Annotated in this window: 20 protein-coding genes; 7 read left to right on the top strand and 13 right to left on the bottom strand. The window is 64.6% G+C overall.

Annotation, left to right across the window (positions count from 1 at the left end; all coding sequences use genetic code 11):
• Positions 1-185: 185 nt before the first annotated feature.
• From FG486_RS07230 to FG486_RS07200, 7 genes are all read right to left on the bottom strand, one after another.
• Positions 186-407 (bottom strand): hypothetical protein, encoded by a 222-nt coding sequence (locus tag FG486_RS07230; protein WP_060977389.1) that lies wholly within the window; start codon positions 405-407, stop codon positions 186-188.
• Between the two features lie 122 nt (positions 408-529).
• Positions 530-1,240, bottom strand: coding sequence for an alpha/beta hydrolase (locus FG486_RS07225; protein ID WP_181267070.1), 711 nt, complete (start codon positions 1,238-1,240; stop codon positions 530-532).
• Between the two features lie 164 nt (positions 1,241-1,404).
• Positions 1,405-1,869: an SRPBCC domain-containing protein gene (locus FG486_RS07220; protein WP_181267069.1), complete on the bottom strand. Its 465-nt coding sequence runs from the start codon at positions 1,867-1,869 to the stop codon at positions 1,405-1,407.
• A gap of 18 nt (positions 1,870-1,887) precedes the next feature.
• Positions 1,888-2,547, bottom strand: coding sequence for a glutathione S-transferase family protein (locus FG486_RS07215; RefSeq protein ID WP_181267068.1), 660 nt, complete (start codon positions 2,545-2,547; stop codon positions 1,888-1,890).
• A complete protein-coding gene (locus FG486_RS07210; protein ID WP_181267067.1) occupies positions 2,544-3,329 on the bottom strand; it encodes a VOC family protein in 786 nt (261 codons plus the stop codon). The genes FG486_RS07215 and FG486_RS07210 overlap by 4 nt, the downstream gene beginning before the upstream one ends.
• 13 nt (positions 3,330-3,342) lie before the next feature.
• Positions 3,343-3,726: a DUF1428 domain-containing protein gene (locus FG486_RS07205; RefSeq protein WP_181267066.1), complete on the bottom strand. Its 384-nt coding sequence runs from the start codon at positions 3,724-3,726 to the stop codon at positions 3,343-3,345.
• 36 nt (positions 3,727-3,762) lie between these two features.
• Positions 3,763-4,254: a VOC family protein gene (locus tag FG486_RS07200; protein ID WP_181267065.1), complete on the bottom strand. Its 492-nt coding sequence runs from the start codon at positions 4,252-4,254 to the stop codon at positions 3,763-3,765.
• 126 nt (positions 4,255-4,380) lie between these two features.
• On the opposite strand from FG486_RS07200, the gene FG486_RS07195 reads away from it, so the two are divergent.
• The 3 genes from FG486_RS07195 (at position 4,381) to FG486_RS07185 (ending at position 8,078) form a co-directional block, all read left to right on the top strand.
• A complete protein-coding gene (locus FG486_RS07195; protein ID WP_241695651.1) occupies positions 4,381-5,049 on the top strand; it encodes a winged helix-turn-helix transcriptional regulator in 669 nt (222 codons plus the stop codon).
• Between the two features lie 75 nt (positions 5,050-5,124).
• The gene (locus tag FG486_RS07190; protein ID WP_181267064.1) at positions 5,125-6,636 is read left to right on the top strand and encodes a YifB family Mg chelatase-like AAA ATPase; all 1,512 of its coding nucleotides are present in this window, start codon (positions 5,125-5,127) and stop codon (positions 6,634-6,636) included.
• A 32-nt stretch (positions 6,637-6,668) separates the two neighbouring features.
• Positions 6,669-8,078 carry a DUF6438 domain-containing protein gene (locus FG486_RS07185; protein WP_181267063.1) on the top strand — a complete coding sequence of 470 codons (1,410 nt, stop codon included), beginning with the start codon at positions 6,669-6,671 and terminating at the stop codon, positions 8,076-8,078.
• 86 nt (positions 8,079-8,164) lie between these two features.
• Here the strand turns inward: FG486_RS07185 and FG486_RS07180 are convergent, their stop codons facing one another.
• On the bottom strand, positions 8,165-8,947 hold the full coding sequence (locus FG486_RS07180) for a 3-hydroxybutyrate dehydrogenase (RefSeq protein WP_181267062.1): 783 nt from the start codon (positions 8,945-8,947) through the stop codon (positions 8,165-8,167).
• 155 nt (positions 8,948-9,102) lie between these two features.
• Here FG486_RS07180 and FG486_RS07175 point away from each other — a divergent pair, with 155 nt between their 5' ends.
• The 3 genes from FG486_RS07175 to FG486_RS07165 are packed head-to-tail and all read left to right on the top strand — an operon-like array spanning position 9,103 to position 11,726.
• Positions 9,103-10,191 carry a patatin-like phospholipase family protein gene (locus FG486_RS07175; RefSeq protein ID WP_082751018.1) on the top strand — a complete coding sequence of 363 codons (1,089 nt, stop codon included), beginning with the start codon at positions 9,103-9,105 and terminating at the stop codon, positions 10,189-10,191.
• A gap of 27 nt (positions 10,192-10,218) precedes the next feature.
• Entirely contained in the window at positions 10,219-10,974 is a 756-nt protein-coding gene (locus tag FG486_RS07170) for an acetoacetate decarboxylase (RefSeq protein ID WP_181267061.1), read from the top strand.
• Positions 10,975-10,988: 14 nt separating this feature from the next.
• Entirely contained in the window at positions 10,989-11,726 is a 738-nt protein-coding gene (locus FG486_RS07165) for an acetoacetate decarboxylase family protein (RefSeq protein WP_181267060.1), read from the top strand.
• Positions 11,727-11,786: 60 nt separating this feature from the next.
• Here FG486_RS07165 and arsC read toward each other — a convergent pair whose 3' ends face one another.
• The 5 genes from arsC to FG486_RS07140 all read right to left on the bottom strand — a co-directional run bounded on the left by arsC (position 11,787) and on the right by FG486_RS07140 (position 15,400).
• Positions 11,787-12,134 (bottom strand): arsenate reductase (glutaredoxin), encoded by a 348-nt coding sequence (arsC, locus tag FG486_RS07160; RefSeq protein WP_181267059.1) that lies wholly within the window; start codon positions 12,132-12,134, stop codon positions 11,787-11,789.
• A 27-nt stretch (positions 12,135-12,161) separates the two neighbouring features.
• Positions 12,162-12,665, bottom strand: a complete 504-nt coding sequence (locus FG486_RS07155; RefSeq protein WP_181267058.1) for a cupin domain-containing protein — start codon at positions 12,663-12,665, stop codon at positions 12,162-12,164.
• 26 nt (positions 12,666-12,691) lie between these two features.
• Entirely contained in the window at positions 12,692-13,225 is a 534-nt protein-coding gene (gene ssb, locus FG486_RS07150; RefSeq protein WP_181267057.1) for a single-stranded DNA-binding protein, read from the bottom strand.
• Positions 13,226-13,295: 70 nt separating this feature from the next.
• Positions 13,296-15,152 carry a ferrous iron transporter B gene (gene feoB, locus FG486_RS07145; RefSeq protein ID WP_181267056.1) on the bottom strand — a complete coding sequence of 619 codons (1,857 nt, stop codon included), beginning with the start codon at positions 15,150-15,152 and terminating at the stop codon, positions 13,296-13,298.
• Positions 15,149-15,400, bottom strand: coding sequence for a FeoA family protein (locus FG486_RS07140; RefSeq protein WP_181267055.1), 252 nt, complete (start codon positions 15,398-15,400; stop codon positions 15,149-15,151). Before FG486_RS07140 ends, feoB begins: the two co-directional genes overlap by 4 nt.
• A gap of 101 nt (positions 15,401-15,501) precedes the next feature.
• Between FG486_RS07140 and FG486_RS07135 the strand changes: the two genes are divergently transcribed.
• Entirely contained in the window at positions 15,502-17,097 is a 1,596-nt protein-coding gene (locus FG486_RS07135; protein WP_181267054.1) for a phytoene desaturase family protein, read from the top strand.
• Positions 17,098-17,124 lie beyond the last annotated feature (27 nt).

Here is a 17,124-nt window from a genome sequence, read left to right as displayed (position 1 = left end):
ATCGGGCCTTTCGCGATGGTGTCGCGATTCGACAGGCCGGATCGCGACGACAGGGGCGTCGCCGATCAAGATGGCGGTGCGTAAGACTCAGTCAAGGGCATCGCCTCGCGATGACCGCGCAACGAAAAAGGGCGACCGTTGCCGACCGCCCTTTCCCGAATCAGTACCTGATTGCCTTGCGGCTATCAGGGGCTGTTGGGCTCATCGTCATCAGCGATGACGATGATGCCACCGATCACGGCGGCGGCTGCCACGACACCAATGATGATGCCGGTGCTGCCTTCTGCGTCGCTCTCTTCGCCCGAAGCGCTGGCGCGAGCTGCGGAGGTCGCAGCCTGTGCCAGAACCGGAGCGCCGACCATTGCGGTCAGAGCAAGCGCAGCCAGTGCGGTCTTTGCAAGTTTCATAGGATTGTCCCTTCAGACATGCTGCTAGCGACCGCCATATTCCACAGCTGCTTAGCAAATGCAACATGCGTTCAGCGCAATTATCCGGAAATTCACCGCAGTTTTTGGGGGATTTGAAGTCTTTACAACAGATCGAGCAAACCCATGGCCGCCATCTGTAACGGCGCAAGATAAACCGCATCATCGAACGATACGCTATTGGTCAGCGCGTAAAATCGCCGGGCGCTATCGTCGCTCATCCCCATTTCACGGTAAAAATCAATATACTCGCGATGCACCGGGTCGCTATCCGGGAGATCGCCGGCCTCGCGGCCCAGGTCGTCGCGCCAGCTGTGAACGGCGAACTCTGCGCGCGAATCGGCGCGGCGGCGCACACCCGCCAGGAACAGCTCGACCGCGCCCGAACGCACCGAACCACCGGCGGGGACCAGAGTTTCGATGCCGGCATGCCGCACCATCCGCGCAAGGCGCAGATTGGCCTCGTCATCGTCGGATCCAGGGCATTCGATCATGCGCAATGTCGCGATGCCCGGATAGGCTTTCAGCATGGCGGCGAACTGGCCCGGCGTGCGCGAATCGACCACGCCGATCATGTCCGCGCTGCGCGGATCGGTCACGCGGAACGGGCCGAAACTGGCGAGCGCGGGTTTCGCCTGCGCCTCGGTCTCCGGGACCGCAATTTCGGTCCAGCTGAGCTCCTCGTGCCAGGCGATCGCGGCGGTGTCGAGCGCCAGCGCCGCGCCGCCGAGGGTGATCTCGCGCGCCTCGATGCGATCGGGGCACAGCAAGAGACCGAACAGGGCAATGGCGGGCAGGAATCGTGGCAGCGGCATGAGCGGGCATCGGACGGGGGTGGATGATGCTCCACCGATGCGCCTGCCGATTTGCCGGAGAGTTGCGAAACATGGTCAGGGCAGACCGTTAAGCCGGGCTTACCTGCTCGCCCTACTCTCAAGAAAATCCTTTTTCTATAAGAGCTTGGGCCGCCTCAAATTGGTTAGCGCGCCTCGGCCAGCTCGGCCAGCTGGTCCGCCATGGTCGCCCAGCCTGTTTCGAACCCCATCGTCCTGTGCTGCTCGCACGCCTCTTTCGTCCAGTGCCAGGTGGTGGCGGTGTAACGCGTGCCCTCGCCCTCGGGCGCGATCTCCAGGCAGCCGACCATGAACGCGGCCTGCGGAATCCAGCCGGCGCGGAACGCATCGGTGAAGACGATGCGCTTGCCCGGCGTCACCTCGAGCAGCACGCCATCGCCTTCGTGGCTCTCGCCATCGGGACCGCGCATGATCGTCGCCATCCGCCCGCCCGACCGCCAGTCGATCTCGACGATCTCGGTCCGCCAGGGGCGCGGGCACCAGTAATCTTCCAGCTGGCCGGTCATCACCTGCCAGACCCGTTCGGGCGGCGCGGCAATGTGCCGGGTAACGCGAAGGGGGTAACCGGGTTCGTCTGTGGCTTCGGTCATGGTCCTGTCTCCTCGAACTCAATCGCGGTCGGGCGCGCCCAGCGGGAAAAAGCCGCGATAGGGGCGCGCCTCCTCGATACAGCGGGCAAAGGATGGTCGTGCGATCAGCCGGGCGCGATAACCTTTGAGGGCGGCGAAATGCTCGGGAATGGGGTGCGACCAGTCGGCATAGAAGAGCGCGGGGGCCGCGCCGCAATCGGCCAGCGTGAACGCGTCTCCCGCCGCCCAGACGCGGTCCTGCATATGCGCGTCCAGCCAGCCATAGATGGTATCGAGCATCGCCCTGGCATCGGCGAGCCCGGCAGGATCGCGCTGGTCTTCTGGCCTGAGCGCATCGAACACCGTCTTCTGCTGCGGACTCATCACGTAATTGTCGATGATCCGGTCGAGCATCCGCACCTCGATCGCTGCTGCCGCATCGGCGGGGATCATCGGCGCGGGGCCGGGATGCGCGATCTGCAGATGCTCGATGATCGTGCTCGCTTCGATCACCGTCTGCGCGCCATCGCGCAGCACCGGAAACTTGCCGACCGGCCAGAGGCGGCGCAATTCGGCCTGGTTCTTCGGCTGATCGGGGCCGAGCATGCGGAACTCGAACGGCGTGTCGTTCTCGTACAGCGCGATCAGCACCTTCTGGCAATAGGACGAGAAGGGATGCGCGAAGAGCTGCAGCGTCATTGCGCAGCCTTTCTGGGCCCGACCAGCGAGAAGACCGCGCCCTGCGGATCGCGCCCGGTGATGATATAGTCGCCGCCCGGAATCTCGGACGGGCCGAACAGAATTTCGCCCTGGCGGACCGGGATGGTGCGCGCGGCGGCGTCGATATCCTCGACATAGAAATAATAGCCCCAGCCGGGGTGCGGCATGTCATCGGGCTTGGTCATCATCGCCCCGATCAGCTCGCCATGGCGGAGGAACTCATATGCCCCCATCGGCCCCATATCCATCTCGCCGTCCTTCACCCAGCCGAACAGCGTGGAATAGAAGGCCATGGCCCCCGCCTGATCGGTGGTGGTGAGCTCGTTCCAGGCGCAGTGGCCGGGCTTGCCGCCATTGCAGACATAGGCGCGCGACGTTTGACCCGACCGGTCCTGCATCAGGTAGAAGGGAACGCCCTGCGGATCGGCGACCATGGCAAGGCGCCCGGTGGCGGGCAGGTCGCGCGGCCCCATATGCACCGTACCGCCAAGCGAGCGCAGGCTGGCGAGCGAGGCATCGATATCGTCGACCGCGACATAGCCCAGCCAGGCGGGCTGCGCGCCGCCAGCGAGCATGTCCGGGCTCAGCGCGAGGATGCCGCCGATGTCCTCGTTCCCAGCGCGGATGGTGCGATAGTCGATATCGGGCTGCTGCGAATCGCCATAGGTCCAGCCGAGCAGCGCGGCGTAGAAGGCCTGTGCGCCATCGGCATCGCGGGTCATCAGTTCGTACCAGACGAATTCGCCCTGTTGGTTGGTCATGCTCTCGCTCCCTTCAGGCGGTCAGTTCGACAACGGGGACAAAGCCGCCGAAGATCAGCCGCCTGCCGTCGAAGGGCATCGGGTTCTTGTCGGGGTCCATGCGCGGATCGACCTTGGAGGGGTCTTCCATCATTTCGCGCATCTTCGCCATGGCGGCATCGCGCGTCGCCTTGTCAGGCCATTCGATCCAGCTGAACAGCACCGCCTCGCCATCTTCCGCCTTCACGGCACGGCGAAAATCGGTGGTGTGGCCGTCGGGCACGTCGTCGCCCCAGCATTCGACGATGCGCAGCGCGCCCAGCTCCATGAACACCGCATCGCCCTGGCGCGCATGCTCGATGAACCTGTCCCGATTGGCCTCGGGGCAGGGAATGACGAAACCGTCGATATAGGTCATGGGTGTTGCTCCTTGTCGCAGAAGGGAAAGCAGTTTTCAGGCAGCGTCGGCGGCGGCCTCGATCGCGGCGATATCGATCTTCACCATCGCCGACATCGCATCGAACGCCGCCTTGGCGCGCGCCGGATCGGGGTCGGAGAGCAGTTCCATCATCCGCCGCGGCACGATCTGCCAGCGCACGCCCCAGCGGTCGTGGCACCAGCTGCAGGCGATTTCCGCGCCGCCCTCGGTGACGATGGCGTCCCAGAGCCGATCGGTCTCGGCCTGGTCGTCGGTATAGATCTGGAACGAGATCGCATCGCCATGCGGCTTGCCCGGCCCGCCGTTGAGCGCGACCCACGCCTGGCCGGCCAGCGTGAACTCGACGAGGATCACCGCGCCTTCAGCTGTCGAAGGGTTGCCAGACGGCGCGCGCACCACGCGGTCGATCCGGCTGTCGGGGAGGAGCCCGGTGTAAAAACGTGCGGCCTCTTCTGCCGCGCCATCGAACCACAGACAGGGCGCGATCTTGGGGGCTGTCTCGCTCATCCGGCACATCCTCGCTTGGCCCGGCCGCCTGTTTCTGCGACTCGGGGCTGTCATTGCCGAGCGTGATTGACCGTGTTACAAAAAGCAACTGCTTAGTTATTATTTATAACCTCAAAGGGAGTAACATTGCCCAAAAGGCTGTATGACGATGCATGCGGGACCGCGCATGCGCTGGAACTGATCGGCGAGCGCTGGGCGCTGCTGGTGATGCGCGAGCTGATGCTCGGGCCACGCCGGTTCAGCGAGCTGCGCGCCGATCTTCCCGGCATCAGCGCCAATGTGCTGACCCAGCGGCTCGAAGGGCTGGAGGAAAAGCGCCTGCTCGTCCGCCGCCGCCTGCCGCCGCCGACTTCCGCGCAGGTCTATGAGCTGACCGAATGGGGATACGAGGCCGAACCGCTGGTGCAGATGCTGGGCCGATGGGCAGCGCGATCGCCCTGGCACGACCCCAGCTTGCCGATCAGCGGGGTCTCGGTGATGCTCTCCTTCCGCACCATGATCGACCGCGCGCGCGTGGGCGACATGAAGGTGCGGGTGGGCTTCGTCTTCGGCGACATGAGCTATGTCGGCCAGCTCGACGCCAGCGGCATCGCGATCGCGCGCGGCGCGGCGCAGGGCTGCGACCTGATCTTTACCGGCACCCCGCACGCGCTCGCCGGCGCGGTCTATGGCGGGGTGCCGCTCGACGTGCTGGCAGGTGAGGGGCTGCTCCGCGCCGAGGGCGATCCGGCGCTGGTTGCGCGCTTCCTCACGCTGTTTCCCTTGCCCGAGCGGGTGGAATTGCCTCCGGAATGACGCGATTCTGCCGATTCCGCTCGACTCCTTAACCTCGGCGCGTCAGGCTCTCGCTGGAACAAAAGGGGGGCGCTGATGGTCGCCATTGTCCAGACCGTGGCCTATCTGGGGCTCGAAGCGCGCAGCGTCGAGGCGCAGGTTCAGATCGCGCCCGGCATGCAAAAGGGCATCGCGGTGGTCGGCCTGCCCGACAAGGCGGTGGGCGAAAGCCGCGAGCGGGTGCGCGCCGCGATCGCTTCACTCGGCCTGTCGCTGCCGCCCAAGCGCATCACCGTGAACCTCTCGCCGGCCGACCTGCCCAAGGAAGGGTCGCATTACGACCTGCCGATCGCGCTCGCGCTGCTCGCGGCGATGGGGATCATCGATGCCGAGCTGGTCGGCGAATATGTCGCGGTGGGCGAACTCGCGCTCGACGGGCGCATCGCCGCCTCGCCCGGCGTGCTGCTCGCCGCCTTGCACGCCTCGGCGACTGGCAAGGGGCTGATCTGCCCGGCGGCACAGGGCGCGGAGGCCGCCTGGGCGGGCGGCATCGACGTGATCGCCGCGCCCGACCTGCTCACATTGCTCAACCATCTCAAGGGCAATGGCCGCCTCAGCCCGCCGAAACCGGGGGTGGCCGAAGAGCCCGCGCCGGGGCCGGACCTCAAACAGGTCAAGGGCCAGGAGACCGCCAAGCGCGCGCTCGAGATCGCGGCGGCCGGTGGGCACAATATGGTGATGGTCGGCCCGCCGGGCGCGGGCAAGTCGCTGATGGCCTCGTGCCTGCCTGGAATCTTGCCGCCGCTCACCCCGCAGGAAGCGCTCGAGGTCTCGATGGTGGCGAGCGTCGCGGGCACCTTGGTCGATGGCCGGATCAGCCGCGCCCGCCCCTTTCGCGCCCCGCATCATAGCGCCTCGATGGCCGCGCTCGTCGGCGGGGGGTTGAAGGTGCGCCCCGGCGAGGTGTCGATGGCGCATCTGGGCGTGCTGTTCCTCGACGAACTGCCCGAATTCCAGCGCACCGTGCTCGATTCGCTGCGCCAGCCGCTCGAGACCGGCGAGGTCAGCGTCGCGCGCGCCAATGCGCATGTCACCTTTCCGGCGCGGGTGCAGATGATCGCGGCGATGAACCCGTGCCGCTGCGGCCATCTGGGCGATCCGGCGCTCGGCTGCTCGCGCGCGCCCAGATGCGCGGCGGACTATCAGGCCAAGGTGTCGGGCCCGCTGCTCGACCGCATCGACCTGCATGTCGAGGTCGAGGCCGTCACCGCCGCCGACCTGACCCTGCCCCCGCCCGCTGAGGGATCGAAAGAAGTCGCGGCAAGGGTCGCGGCCGCCCGCGCGCTGCAGACCCAACGCTATGCCAATATCAAGGCCCGCACCAATGCCGAGATCGACGGCGAGGCCCTCGAACGCTTCGCCACCCCCGACGAACCCGCGCGCCAACTCCTCGCCCGCGCCGCCGAAGCGATGCGCCTGTCCGCGCGCGGCTATACGAGGGTGCTGAGGGTTGCCCGCACGATCGCAGACCTCAGCGGCGCGGAGACGGTGGGCCGGGTGCATGTCGCCGAGGCGCTGAGCTATCGCAGACGGGCGCCGGTGGGGTGAGGGAGCGAATGAGAAACGCGTCAGGACGTCGAATGCCATCTCTTTTGAGGAGGTTGGCTGTTTTCGTGCTGGTTGCCCTGTCAGCGTTGGGAGCAGCCGGGTGTGGCCCCGAGCAAAAGCCATTCCCTGAGATTGACAGGGCCAAGCTGCGGATCAAGTTGGAACGCACGGGATGTTTAGACTCTTGCCCACGCTACCAGGTAAGCATCGACGGCCAAGGTAATGTCGTCTTTGACACCGGCCCTACGTCGAAAGAGATGGGGTTCGGCGACGGGCAGGACTATTCAATAGATACTGGCGTCAGGGTGGCAGGGAAATACCAGACCAGGATAACCGGCGAACAAGTCGATGCGATCATAACCCAGTTTCAGAACGTTGGCTTTTTCGAACTCGAAGACGAATATGTTTCTCAAGTAACAGACAATCCGACATATGTTGTTTCGATCGATACCGGCAATGGCAAAAAATCAGTTGTTGATTATGCAGGCGAAGATGTCGGTATGCCAGCAGCGGTGACGCGACTGGAAGACGCGATTGACGAGGCTGCTGGGACCTATCGCTGGATCAAGGGTACGCCCGATGTCATCCCCCTTCTAAAGGCGCTGGATACCGACTTTTCCGGTGTAATCGGGCTGGAACTGATGGATGCGGCTGCCGAACGAAATGACATTGCCACAATGGTCCGGCTGAAGGCGCTGGGCGCACCACTGAACAGTCGGGATTTGCCGAAACCGCAGTCGGGTTGGGCGATCAATCCGCTACGGTCTGCCATCACAGCGCGCCAACCCGATGCCATGGCATGGCTTTTGAAGAATGGTGCAGCGAGCGATCAGGAGGCCCTGAAGGATGCCTTGTCCATCGCAATTGGGATGGACAATCACCAGGCTTATAAGCGCATCAGCGCCGCTTTCCGGATTGCAGCGCTAGATATCGACTTCAAATCGCGATTATTGGCGTCTGCGGCAGGGAACGCCGATGTGGCCATAGTGAAAGATCTTCTCGCGTCAGGTGCCAATCCGCGCGGTACGATGAGTGAACAGACGGTGCCTTTCCGACCGCTTTTCGAAGCAGCGAGTGCTGGATCATACGTTGAAACAAGCCATTCGCCTGTCGACCGGCGCAATACCGTAGCCATATTGCTGAAGTCAGGAGCAGAAGCTCAGACTTGTCAGAACCATTATTGCGAGACCGCTCTGTTCAATGTTTCCGACCCAGTCATAGCCGAAATGTTGATCAAGGCTGGCGCTAATCCCAATTTTCGTGACGATGAAGGTGAGCACATTCTGTTCGGCATATCCGATGACGATGTGGCGATGGTGCTGATCGCGCACGGCGCTGACCTTGAAGCTGTACGGCCAGCTGATGGTATGACCTTGGGCCGCTGGGCCCGCTATCAAGGATGGCGCAGGGTCGTAGATATGCTCAACCGCAAAGGGCTGTAACAGAAACGGCGGAGCTTGCGCCCCGCCGTTTAGCTGTGTCCAAACCTGACCCGGCAGAGCCTCTCGGCCCCACCGCCATCATCGCGTCATTGCGCGGTCCAGCCGCCGTCGACCGGGATCGCCACGCCGGTGATCTGCGCGGCGGCTTCGCTCGAGAGGAACGCGGCGAGCTCGCCCATCTGTTCGGGGGTGGCGAACTGCTTGCTCGGCTGCTTTTCGATCAGCAGCTTTTCGGTCGCGGCCTCGACGCTGATGCCCTGTTCCTCGGCCATTGCCTCGATCTGCTTCTGGACCAGCGGGGTGTGGACCCAGCCGGGGCAGATGGTGTTGCTGGTGATGCCGGTGCCCGCGTTTTCCAGCGCGACCACCTTGCTGAGGCCAACCACGCCGTGTTTGGCGGCGACATAGGCGGCCTTGTGCTTGCTGGCGATCAGGCCGTGCACCGAACCGATATTGATGATGCGGCCAAAGCCCTTCTTCTTCATTTGTGGCAGCGCGGCCTGGATGGCGAAGAAGATGCCCGACAGGTTGATCGCGATCACCTGGTGCCACTTTTCTTCCGGGAATTCCTCGACCGATGCGGTGTGCTGGATGCCGGCATTGTTGACGAGAATGTCGACCGAGCCGAGCTTCTCGACGCACAATTCGACCATCGCGCGCACGTCATCGGGCTTCGACATGTCGGCATTGCTGTAGACGACCTCGACGCCGTATTTCTCGGCCAGGCCGGCGCGCTCCTTCTCGATCGCGTCGGCATCGCCGAAACCGGTGATGACCAGATTCGCGCCCTTGGACGCCAGAACGTTCGCGATGCCCAGGCCGATCCCGCTGGTCGAGCCGGTGACGATGGCATTCAAACCCTTGAGCATAAAAGATCCTCTTCAATTTCAATGCGGTTGCACGACGCGGCCCGGGCGATGTTCGCAGTTGCAGCGAATCACTCTTGCCGACTCGTCTAACGTGAGTTACCCCTAGGTTCCAACGGAAAAACTCGGGTTTCGCGACTGTTTCTGGGGGAACTACGATGGCCAAGGCTGGTCCGTCGTCGGCGGCTTATGCTGCGGATGCGAAACCGAAAAGTGACAGATATGTTGCCGCGGCGAACAGCAAGCCGGTCAATCTGGCCTTGCAGGGTGGAGGCGCGCATGGCGCCTTTGCCTGGGGCGTGCTCGACAAGCTGCTCGAGGACGGGCGGCTCCATTTCGATGCGGTGAGCGCGACCAGCGCAGGTGCGATGAACGCCACCGTGCTCGGTTATGGCCTGACCATCGGCGGCGCGGAAGGCGCGCGCGAGGAGCTCGCCAAATTCTGGAAGAAGATCAGCGACGAGGGCGCGAAGGGCCCGCTCCAGCCGAGCTGGATCGACAAGGCGCTGGGCAATCACAGCCTCGATTTCAGCCCTGCTTTCGTGTTCATGGACATCCTTTCGCGGGTCATGTCGCCCTATGAGCTCAACCCGTTCAATTTCAATCCGTTGCGCCAGGTGCTCGAAAGCAGCGTCGATTTCGACGTGCTGCGCGAAGGCTGTCCGATCAAGCTGTTCCTGTCGGCCACCAATGTCCGCACGGGCAAGGTGCGCATGTTCGAGAACCACGAGATCGGCCCCGATCAGGTGCTTGCCTCGGGCTGCCTGCCCTTCATGTTCCAGACCATCGAGATCGATGGCGAGGCCTATTGGGACGGCGGTTACATGGGCAATCCGGCGATCTTCCCGCTGATCTATGGCAGCCAGACCAGCGACGTGGTGATCGTGCACATCAACCCGCTCAACCGCGAGGAAGTGCCGAAGACAGCCAAGGACATCCTCAACCGCATCAACGAGATCAGCTTCAATTCCAGCCTGATGCGCGAGATGCGCGCGATCGCCTTCGTCACGCACCTGATCGACGACGGCCAGCTCAACGACGACAAGCACCGGCGGATGCTGATCCATTCGATCCAGGACGAGGTGTTCATGGAAAGCCTGGGGGTCACCAGCAAGCTGAACCCGGACTGGTCGTTCATGCAGAAACTGAGAGATGTGGGTCGCGCCTGTGCCAGCCAGTGGCTGGAAAATCACTTCGACGATGTCGGGGTGACATCATCGACGGATATCAAATCCTTCTTCCTCTGATCTCCACCAAAAAGGGGCTGTCCTGCCATGACGCCTGAAGAAATCCTGAAACTGCCTTCGATGCCGGCGGCCGCGCCCAGCTATCCGCTGGGGCCGTATCGCTTCATCAACCGCGAATTCATGATCGTCACCTACGAGACCGATCCGGTCGCGCTGCGCGCCGCGGTGCCCGAGCCGCTGGTGCCGAACGAGGAAAATCTCGTCCTCTACGAGTGGATCAAGATGCCCGACAGTTCGGGCTTCGGCGATTATACCGAAAGCGGCATCGTCATCCCCTGCACCTTCAACGGCGAGCCGATCAACTATACCGCGCAGATGTATCTCGACGACCAGCCACCGATCGACGGCGGGCGCGAGATCTGGGGCTTTCCCAAGAAATATGCGCTGCCGAAACTGCTGGTCGCATCGGACACGCTGACCGGTACGCTGAGCTATGCCGGCCAGACCGTCGCGATGGGCACCATGGCGTACAAGTGGCAGGAAGCGCCCGGCGGGTGCGAGGCGCAGGCCAAGTCGATGACCAAGACTTCGTGCAATCTCAAGATCATCCCCGATGTCGATGGCAGCCCCAAGATCTGCCAGCTCGTCGCGTACAATCTGGAGAATATCACGGTGAAGGGCTGCTGGGTCAGCCCCGCGCGGCTGCAGCTGATCCCGCATGTCAACGCGCCGGTCGCGGACCTGCCGATCCTGCGCATCGTCGGCGGCAAGCATTTCGTCAGCGACCTCACCCTGCCGCACGGCCGGGTGCTGTTCGACTATATCAAAGACGCCGCAGGCTGAGGGAGGACGCAGTCATGAAAAAGCAGGATGTGCTGAAACTCAGCTCGATGCCGCTGCAGAGCCCGACCTATCCGGTGGGCCCGTACAAGTTCTTCGAACGCCAGTACATGATCGTCAGCTATCGCACCGATCCGGCGAAGATCCGCAAGATGCTGCCCGAACCGCTCGAGCCCGATGGCGATATTGTCTCGGTCCAGTGGCTCGACCTGCCCGATGGCGAGGGCTTCGGGGCCTATTCGGCGGTGGCGCAGGTGATCCCGTGCACCTTCAACGGCGAGAAGTGCAATTTCCTGACCCAGATGTACGTCGACAACTGCCCGCCGCTCGCCGGGGGCCGCGAGATCTGGGGCTATCCGATGAAATACGGCATCGCGAAGCTCAAGACCGTGGGCGACACATTGACCGGCGAGCTGACCTATTCGGGCCAGACCGTCGCCAGCGGCACCATGGTGTACAAGCATAGCGGCCCGACCGATCTTGGCGAGATCGAGGCCCTGCTGAAACGCACCCAGGTGACGCTGAAGCTGATCCCGGACATCGACGGTACGCCTGCCATTGCGCAGCTGGTCGGCATCAATTTCGAGAATATCGTGGTCAAGGGTGCCTGGACCGGCCGGGCGCGGGTCGAGCTGATCGATTCGGTCAACTGCCCGCTCGCCGACCTGCCGGTGCTCGAGCATGTCGGGGGCTTGCACCTCGTCACCGACATGACGCTGCCTTATGGCCGCGTGCTGCACGACTATCTGGGCTGATCGGGCTGCAAGCGAACACTCCCGAACCCGGCGTGGCGATCGCTGCGCCGGGGTTTCGTGTCAGAGCAGTTCCTGCACCGTCTCGCTGGGGCGGCAGAGCTTCACCGCGCTGTCGGTCACCACGATCGGGCGGTTGATCAGGATCGGGTGCGCCATCATCGCGTCGACGATCGCCGCATCGGTGACATCGGCCCCGTCGAGGCCGAGTTCCTTCACCAGCGGCTCCTTGGCGCGCAGCAGGCCGCGTGCGCCCTCGCCCGCCCTTGCGATCAGGCTTTCCAGCGTCTCGCGCGAGGGCGGGGTCTTGAGATATTCGATGACCTCAGGCTCATGCCCCGCCTCGCGGATCGCAGCCAACACGTTGCGCGAGGTGCCGCATTTGGGGTTGTGGTAAATGGTAAAGCGCATGTTGGCCTCGTGTCCGGTTGTTTGATTTCAGGGCTCGCCATCCCAATAGTCCAGGCTTTCGCGGCTGCGCTGGATCACCTCGAAGGGATGCTCCCGAAACAAGCCAGCTTCGGCCATGAACTTTCCCGAATCGGGATATTCGTAGATTTCCGGGTCGTCCTGCGTACTGATCGCGAGATATTTGAGCGGCGCGTCTGACGTGTTGATGATCTGGCGCGGGTAATCCGGCCCCGGCGGCACGGTGATGACATCGCCAGCACCAATGGGAACGTGCTCGCCCGCCACCCTCAGCGTACCGCTGCCTTCGAGGATGACGAACATCTCTTCCTGGGCATGGTGCAGATGATAGGGACAGGCGATCTTGCCCGGTGCCACGACCAGCACCGCCGCGCCCAATTTGCTCGCCGCCGTCCCCTCGGTGACCCGCGCATGGCGGAAATCGACGCTTGCGGTGCGGGTACGATGCTCGAGCGGAACGGTATCGAAGTTTCGGATCAGCAGCGTCTTGAGCGCCTCGGCCTTGTCCGTCATCGCACCGACCCGCCGTCAGCGACCGATCAGAACGGAACGTCGTCGTTGAGATCGTCGTCGAAGCCGCCGCCGCCCCAGCCGCTCGACGAGCCGCCGTCGTTGAAGCCGCGCGAGCTGCCCGAGCTTCCGCCCGACGACCCGCCGCGCGAGCCACCGCCGCCAAAGTCGCCGCCGCCGCCCATGCCGCCGCCACCGCCGCCACGGCCCTGCGCGCTGTCGAGCATGGTCAGCACCGCGCCGGGGCCCTGCAGCACCACTTCGGTTGTGTAGCGGTCATTGCCTTGCTGGTCCTGCCACTTGCGGGTGCGCAACTGGCCTTCGACATAGATCTTGCTGCCCTTGCGCAGGAAGCGCTCGGCCACGCCCGCCAGGCCATCGCCGAACACCGCGACAGTGTGCCAGTCGGTGCGCTCCTGCTTCTCGCCGGTATTGCGGTCCTTCCAGCTCTCGGTGGTGGCGAGGCGGAGATTGGCGACCTTGCCGCCATTGGCGAAGCTGCGGACCTCGGGATCGGCCCCCAGATTGCCGATCAGGATGACCTTGTTGACGCTGCCCGACATATGCTTTCCTCAGGATTTTGATGCTGTGATGAGTGTTGCCCGGCACTATGCCGATGGCGCGATGACGCGTCTATAGACCGAATGCCGTCGCAGTCCAGAACGTGATGCCAGCCGCGATCCAGGCCAGGCCGAACAGATAGCCGACCATGAACATCGGCCATTTCCAGCCATTGGTCTCGCGCCGCGTCACCGCGATCGTCGAGATGCATTGCGGCGCGAACACGAACCAGGCGAGAAAGGCGAGCGCGGTCGGCAGCGACCAGCGCCCGGCAAGCCGCTCACCCAGCGCCTGGGCCTGTTCGTCCTCGTCGGTCGCGTCGATCGCGTAAGTGGTGGCGAGCGCCGAGACCGCGACCTCGCGCGCTGCCATCGCGGGGATCAGCGCTAGCGCAATGTCGCGCGAAAAGCCGATCGGCGCGACCACGGGTTCGAGCACGCTCGCGATCCGCCCGGCGGCCGAATATTCGGATTGGCTCATGCTGCTGCCTTCGGGCACCTGCGGATAGCTGAGCAGCAGCCACAGGCCGATGGTGACCGCGAAGATGATCGTGCCCGCGCGGCGCAGGAACAGCCAGGCGCGCTGCCACAGGCCGAGCGCAAGATCGGCGAGGCGCGGCATCTGGTATTTGGGCATTTCCATCAGGAAACCGCTCGCCCCGCCCTTGGCGACGGTCGAGCGCAGCACGAGCGCGACCACCATCGCGCCGATGATGCCGAAGACATAGAGGCCGAACAGCACCAGCCCCTGCAGCCCGATGCCGGGTCCGACCGCGATTTCAGGGATGAACGCGGCGATGATCACGGTGTAGACGGGCAGCCGCGCCGAACAGGTCATCAGCGGCGCGATCAGGATGGTGGTGAGCCGGTCCTTCTCGTCCGAGATGCTTCGCGTCGCCATGATGCCGGGGATCGCGCAGGCAAAGCTGGAGAGCAGCGGGATGAACGAGCGGCCCGACAGCCCGACACTCGCCATCAGCCGGTCCATGATGAACGCGGCGCGCGCCATATATCCGGTCGCCTCCATCATCAGGATGAAGAAGAACAGGATGACGATCTGCGGCAGGAAGACGACGACCGCGCCGACGCCCGCAATCGCCCCATCGACCACCAGCGAGCGGAAAAAGCCTTCGGGAATGACCGCCGTGGCCAGCTCGCTCAGCGCGCCCGCGCCCGCCTCGAGCGCATCGGCAAAGGGCGATGCCCAGCTGAACACCGCCTGGAAGATCACGAACAGCAGCGCGAACAGGATCAGCGGGCCGGCAAAGGGGTGGAGCAGCACGGCATCGGCGCGGTCGGTCCAGCGGCGGCTCTGCGTCTGGCTGACGATCGCGGCAGTCGCGATATGCTCGGCCCGGCGGCGCCGCGCGCGCATATCGGGCTCACCGAGCGGCGCGTGCGGCACCTGTTTCGCTAGGATCACCGCATCGAGCGCTCCCGCCAGTTCGGTCAGGCCACGGCGGCGCACCGCCACGGTGGGGATGACGGGAACGCCGAGATCGGCCGCGAGCCGCGCCGCATCGAGCGTGAGCCCGTCGCGTTCGGCGAGATCGACCATGTTGAGCGCGATGACGGTCGGCAAGCCAAGCTGCAGCAGTTCGAGCGCGAAGACCAAATGCTGGTCGAGATTGGCCGAATCGAGCACGATCACCAGCGCATCGGGCTGGCGCTCGCCCGCTTGGGCACCCATCACCACGTTGCGGGTCACCGCCTCGTCGGGGCTGGTGGGGTCGAGGCTGTAGCTGCCGGGCAGGTCGATCAGCTCGGCGGGGCGGCCATCGGCAAAGGCGAAGCGGCCCGATTTGCGCTCGACGGTGACGCCGGGATAGTTGGCGATCTTCTGCCGCGCCCCGGTGAGCGCGTTGAACAGCGCGCTCTTGCCGGCATTGGGGTTGCCGACCAGCGCGATCAGCGGCTGATGGCGGGTCATGCGATAGGCTCCGGTTCGCGCAGCGTGATCGCGCGGGCATGGACGCGGCGGATCGCCACGGTCATCCGCCCGATATCGAGCGCGATCGGATCGCGGCCGAAAAAGATGCCGCGCTGGCGGATCGAGACCATCGCGCCTTCGTCGACGCCGAGCGCGCGCAGGCGCTTGCCTTCGTCTGGAGGCAGGATGCTCCAGTCGATCGCGGCAATCTCCGCGCGCTGGCCGGTGGGAAGCTGGTCAAGAAGCATGGTTTTGCGAACCGCTATCAATATCCGCAAGCCCACGCCAGCGATTTCTTGGGGCCGTACGCGGTTGGCGAGGGCGCAAGGCTGGGCTAGGCCTTCAATCCATGGCGAAGAGCGACACACAGCCGGATGCGATCATCATCGGGGGCGGGCATAACGGACTGACCTGCGCCTTCTATCTCGCGCGTTCGGGCATGAACGTGCGCATCGTCGAGGCGCGGGGCGTCGTCGGCGGCGCGGCGGTGACCGAGGAGTTCCATCCCGGTTTCCGCAATTCAGTGGCGAGCTATACCGTCAGCCTGCTGCAGCCGCGCGTCATCGCGGACATGGGGCTGGTGCAGCGCGGCTATCGCGTCATCGAGCGGCCCGTTTCCAATTTCCTGCCGCTGCCCCAAGGCGACCATCTGATCCTGGGCGGGGGGCTCGAGCGGACGCAGGCCGAGTTCGCGCGCTTCTCGAAGCGCGATGCCGAGGCGCTGCCGGGCTATTACGCGATGCTCGACCGAGTCGCGGATGTGCTGCGCGATCTGGCGCTGCGGCCGCCGCCCAATATCGGCAGTGGCATCGCCGGTTTGGTGGAAGCGCTGACCACCGGGCGGCTGCTCTCACGGCTGTCGCGCGACGTGCAGCGCGACGTGCTCGAGCTGTTCACCAAATCGGCGCGCGAGTTCCTCAGCCAATGGTTCGAGAGCGCGCCGGTGCAAGCCGCGTTCGGCTTCGATGCGGTGGTCGGTAACTATGCCAGCCCCGATACGCCGGGATCGGCCTATGTGCTGCTCCACCATGTCTTCGGCGAGGTGAACGGCAACAAGGGCAGCTGGGGGCATGTCGTCGGCGGCATGGGCAGCATCACGCGGATGATGGCCGAGGCCTGCGCCGAACAGGGCGTGGACATCCGCCTGAACAGCCCGGTCGATCAGGTGCTGGTCGAGGGCGGACGCGCGGTCGGGGTGCGACTGGCGAGCGGCGAGGAGATGTGGAGCAGCCGGATCATCGCCAATGTCGGGCCGAAACTGCTCTATGGGCGGCTGGTGCCCGAAGCCGCGCTGCCTGACGATTTCGCGCGGCGGATGCGCGGCTATGCCACCGGGTCAGGCAGCTTCCGCATGAATGTCGCGCTCGATCGGTTGCCCAACTTTGCCAGCCTGCCCGGAGCGGGCGAGCATCTGCGTGCGGGGATCGTGATCGCACCCAGCCTCGATTACATGGACCGGGCGTTCACCGACGCCAAGGCGCACGGATGGTCGCGCGAACCGATTGTCGAGATGCTGATTCCCTCCCAAGTCGACGACAGCCTCGCGCCGGCGGGACATCATGTCGCGAGCCTGTTCTGCCAGCAGTTCGATCCCGCGCTCGCCTGGACGGAAGAGCAGGAAGCTGCGGCGGCGGACACGATCATCGGCACCGTGGAGGCGCACGCGCCCGGCTTTCGCGCTTCGATCCTGGGGCGGCAGATACTCAGCCCGAAAGGCCTGGAGCGCAAATTCGGGCTGGTCGGCGGCGATATCTTCCACGGACGTATGAGCCTCGACCAGCTCTGGGCGGCGCGGCCGGTGCTGGGCCATGCCGATTATCGCGGGCCCTTGAAGGGCCTGTACATGTGCGGATCGGGCACGCATCCGGGCGGCGGCGTCACCGGCGCGCCGGGGCACAATGCCGCGCGCGCGATCCTCGCCGACCGGCGCTGGCGGCGGATATGAAAAAGCCCCCGCGAGACGGGCTCGCGG

It is taken from the genome of Blastomonas ursincola, assembly GCF_013607875.1.
Lineage (GTDB): Bacteria > Pseudomonadota > Alphaproteobacteria > Sphingomonadales > Sphingomonadaceae > Blastomonas > Blastomonas ursincola.
This window is presented reverse-complemented; position numbering and strand designations above follow the sequence as displayed.

Coding starts and splice junctions, on each gene's coding strand:
- FG486_RS07230 (WP_060977389.1), bottom strand. CDS start 407: ATGAAACTTGCAAAGACCGCACTGGCTGCGCTTGCTCTGACCGCAATG.
- FG486_RS07225 (WP_181267070.1), bottom strand. CDS start 1,240: ATGCCGCTGCCACGATTCCTGCCCGCCATTGCCCTGTTCGGTCTCTTG.
- FG486_RS07220 (WP_181267069.1), bottom strand. CDS start 1,869: ATGACCGAAGCCACAGACGAACCCGGTTACCCCCTTCGCGTTACCCGG.
- FG486_RS07215 (WP_181267068.1), bottom strand. CDS start 2,547: ATGACGCTGCAGCTCTTCGCGCATCCCTTCTCGTCCTATTGCCAGAAG.
- FG486_RS07210 (WP_181267067.1), bottom strand. CDS start 3,329: ATGACCAACCAACAGGGCGAATTCGTCTGGTACGAACTGATGACCCGC.
- FG486_RS07205 (WP_181267066.1), bottom strand. CDS start 3,726: ATGACCTATATCGACGGTTTCGTCATTCCCTGCCCCGAGGCCAATCGG.
- FG486_RS07200 (WP_181267065.1), bottom strand. CDS start 4,254: ATGAGCGAGACAGCCCCCAAGATCGCGCCCTGTCTGTGGTTCGATGGC.
- FG486_RS07190 (WP_181267064.1), top strand. CDS start 5,125: ATGGTCGCCATTGTCCAGACCGTGGCCTATCTGGGGCTCGAAGCGCGC.
- FG486_RS07185 (WP_181267063.1), top strand. CDS start 6,669: ATGCCATCTCTTTTGAGGAGGTTGGCTGTTTTCGTGCTGGTTGCCCTG.
- FG486_RS07180 (WP_181267062.1), bottom strand. CDS start 8,947: ATGCTCAAGGGTTTGAATGCCATCGTCACCGGCTCGACCAGCGGGATC.
- FG486_RS07175 (WP_082751018.1), top strand. CDS start 9,103: ATGGCCAAGGCTGGTCCGTCGTCGGCGGCTTATGCTGCGGATGCGAAA.
- FG486_RS07170 (WP_181267061.1), top strand. CDS start 10,219: ATGACGCCTGAAGAAATCCTGAAACTGCCTTCGATGCCGGCGGCCGCG.
- FG486_RS07165 (WP_181267060.1), top strand. CDS start 10,989: ATGAAAAAGCAGGATGTGCTGAAACTCAGCTCGATGCCGCTGCAGAGC.
- arsC (WP_181267059.1), bottom strand. CDS start 12,134: ATGCGCTTTACCATTTACCACAACCCCAAATGCGGCACCTCGCGCAAC.
- FG486_RS07155 (WP_181267058.1), bottom strand. CDS start 12,665: ATGACGGACAAGGCCGAGGCGCTCAAGACGCTGCTGATCCGAAACTTC.
- ssb (WP_181267057.1), bottom strand. CDS start 13,225: ATGTCGGGCAGCGTCAACAAGGTCATCCTGATCGGCAATCTGGGGGCC.
- feoB (WP_181267056.1), bottom strand. CDS start 15,152: ATGACCCGCCATCAGCCGCTGATCGCGCTGGTCGGCAACCCCAATGCC.
- FG486_RS07140 (WP_181267055.1), bottom strand. CDS start 15,400: ATGCTTCTTGACCAGCTTCCCACCGGCCAGCGCGCGGAGATTGCCGCG.
- FG486_RS07135 (WP_181267054.1), top strand. CDS start 15,502: ATGGCGAAGAGCGACACACAGCCGGATGCGATCATCATCGGGGGCGGG.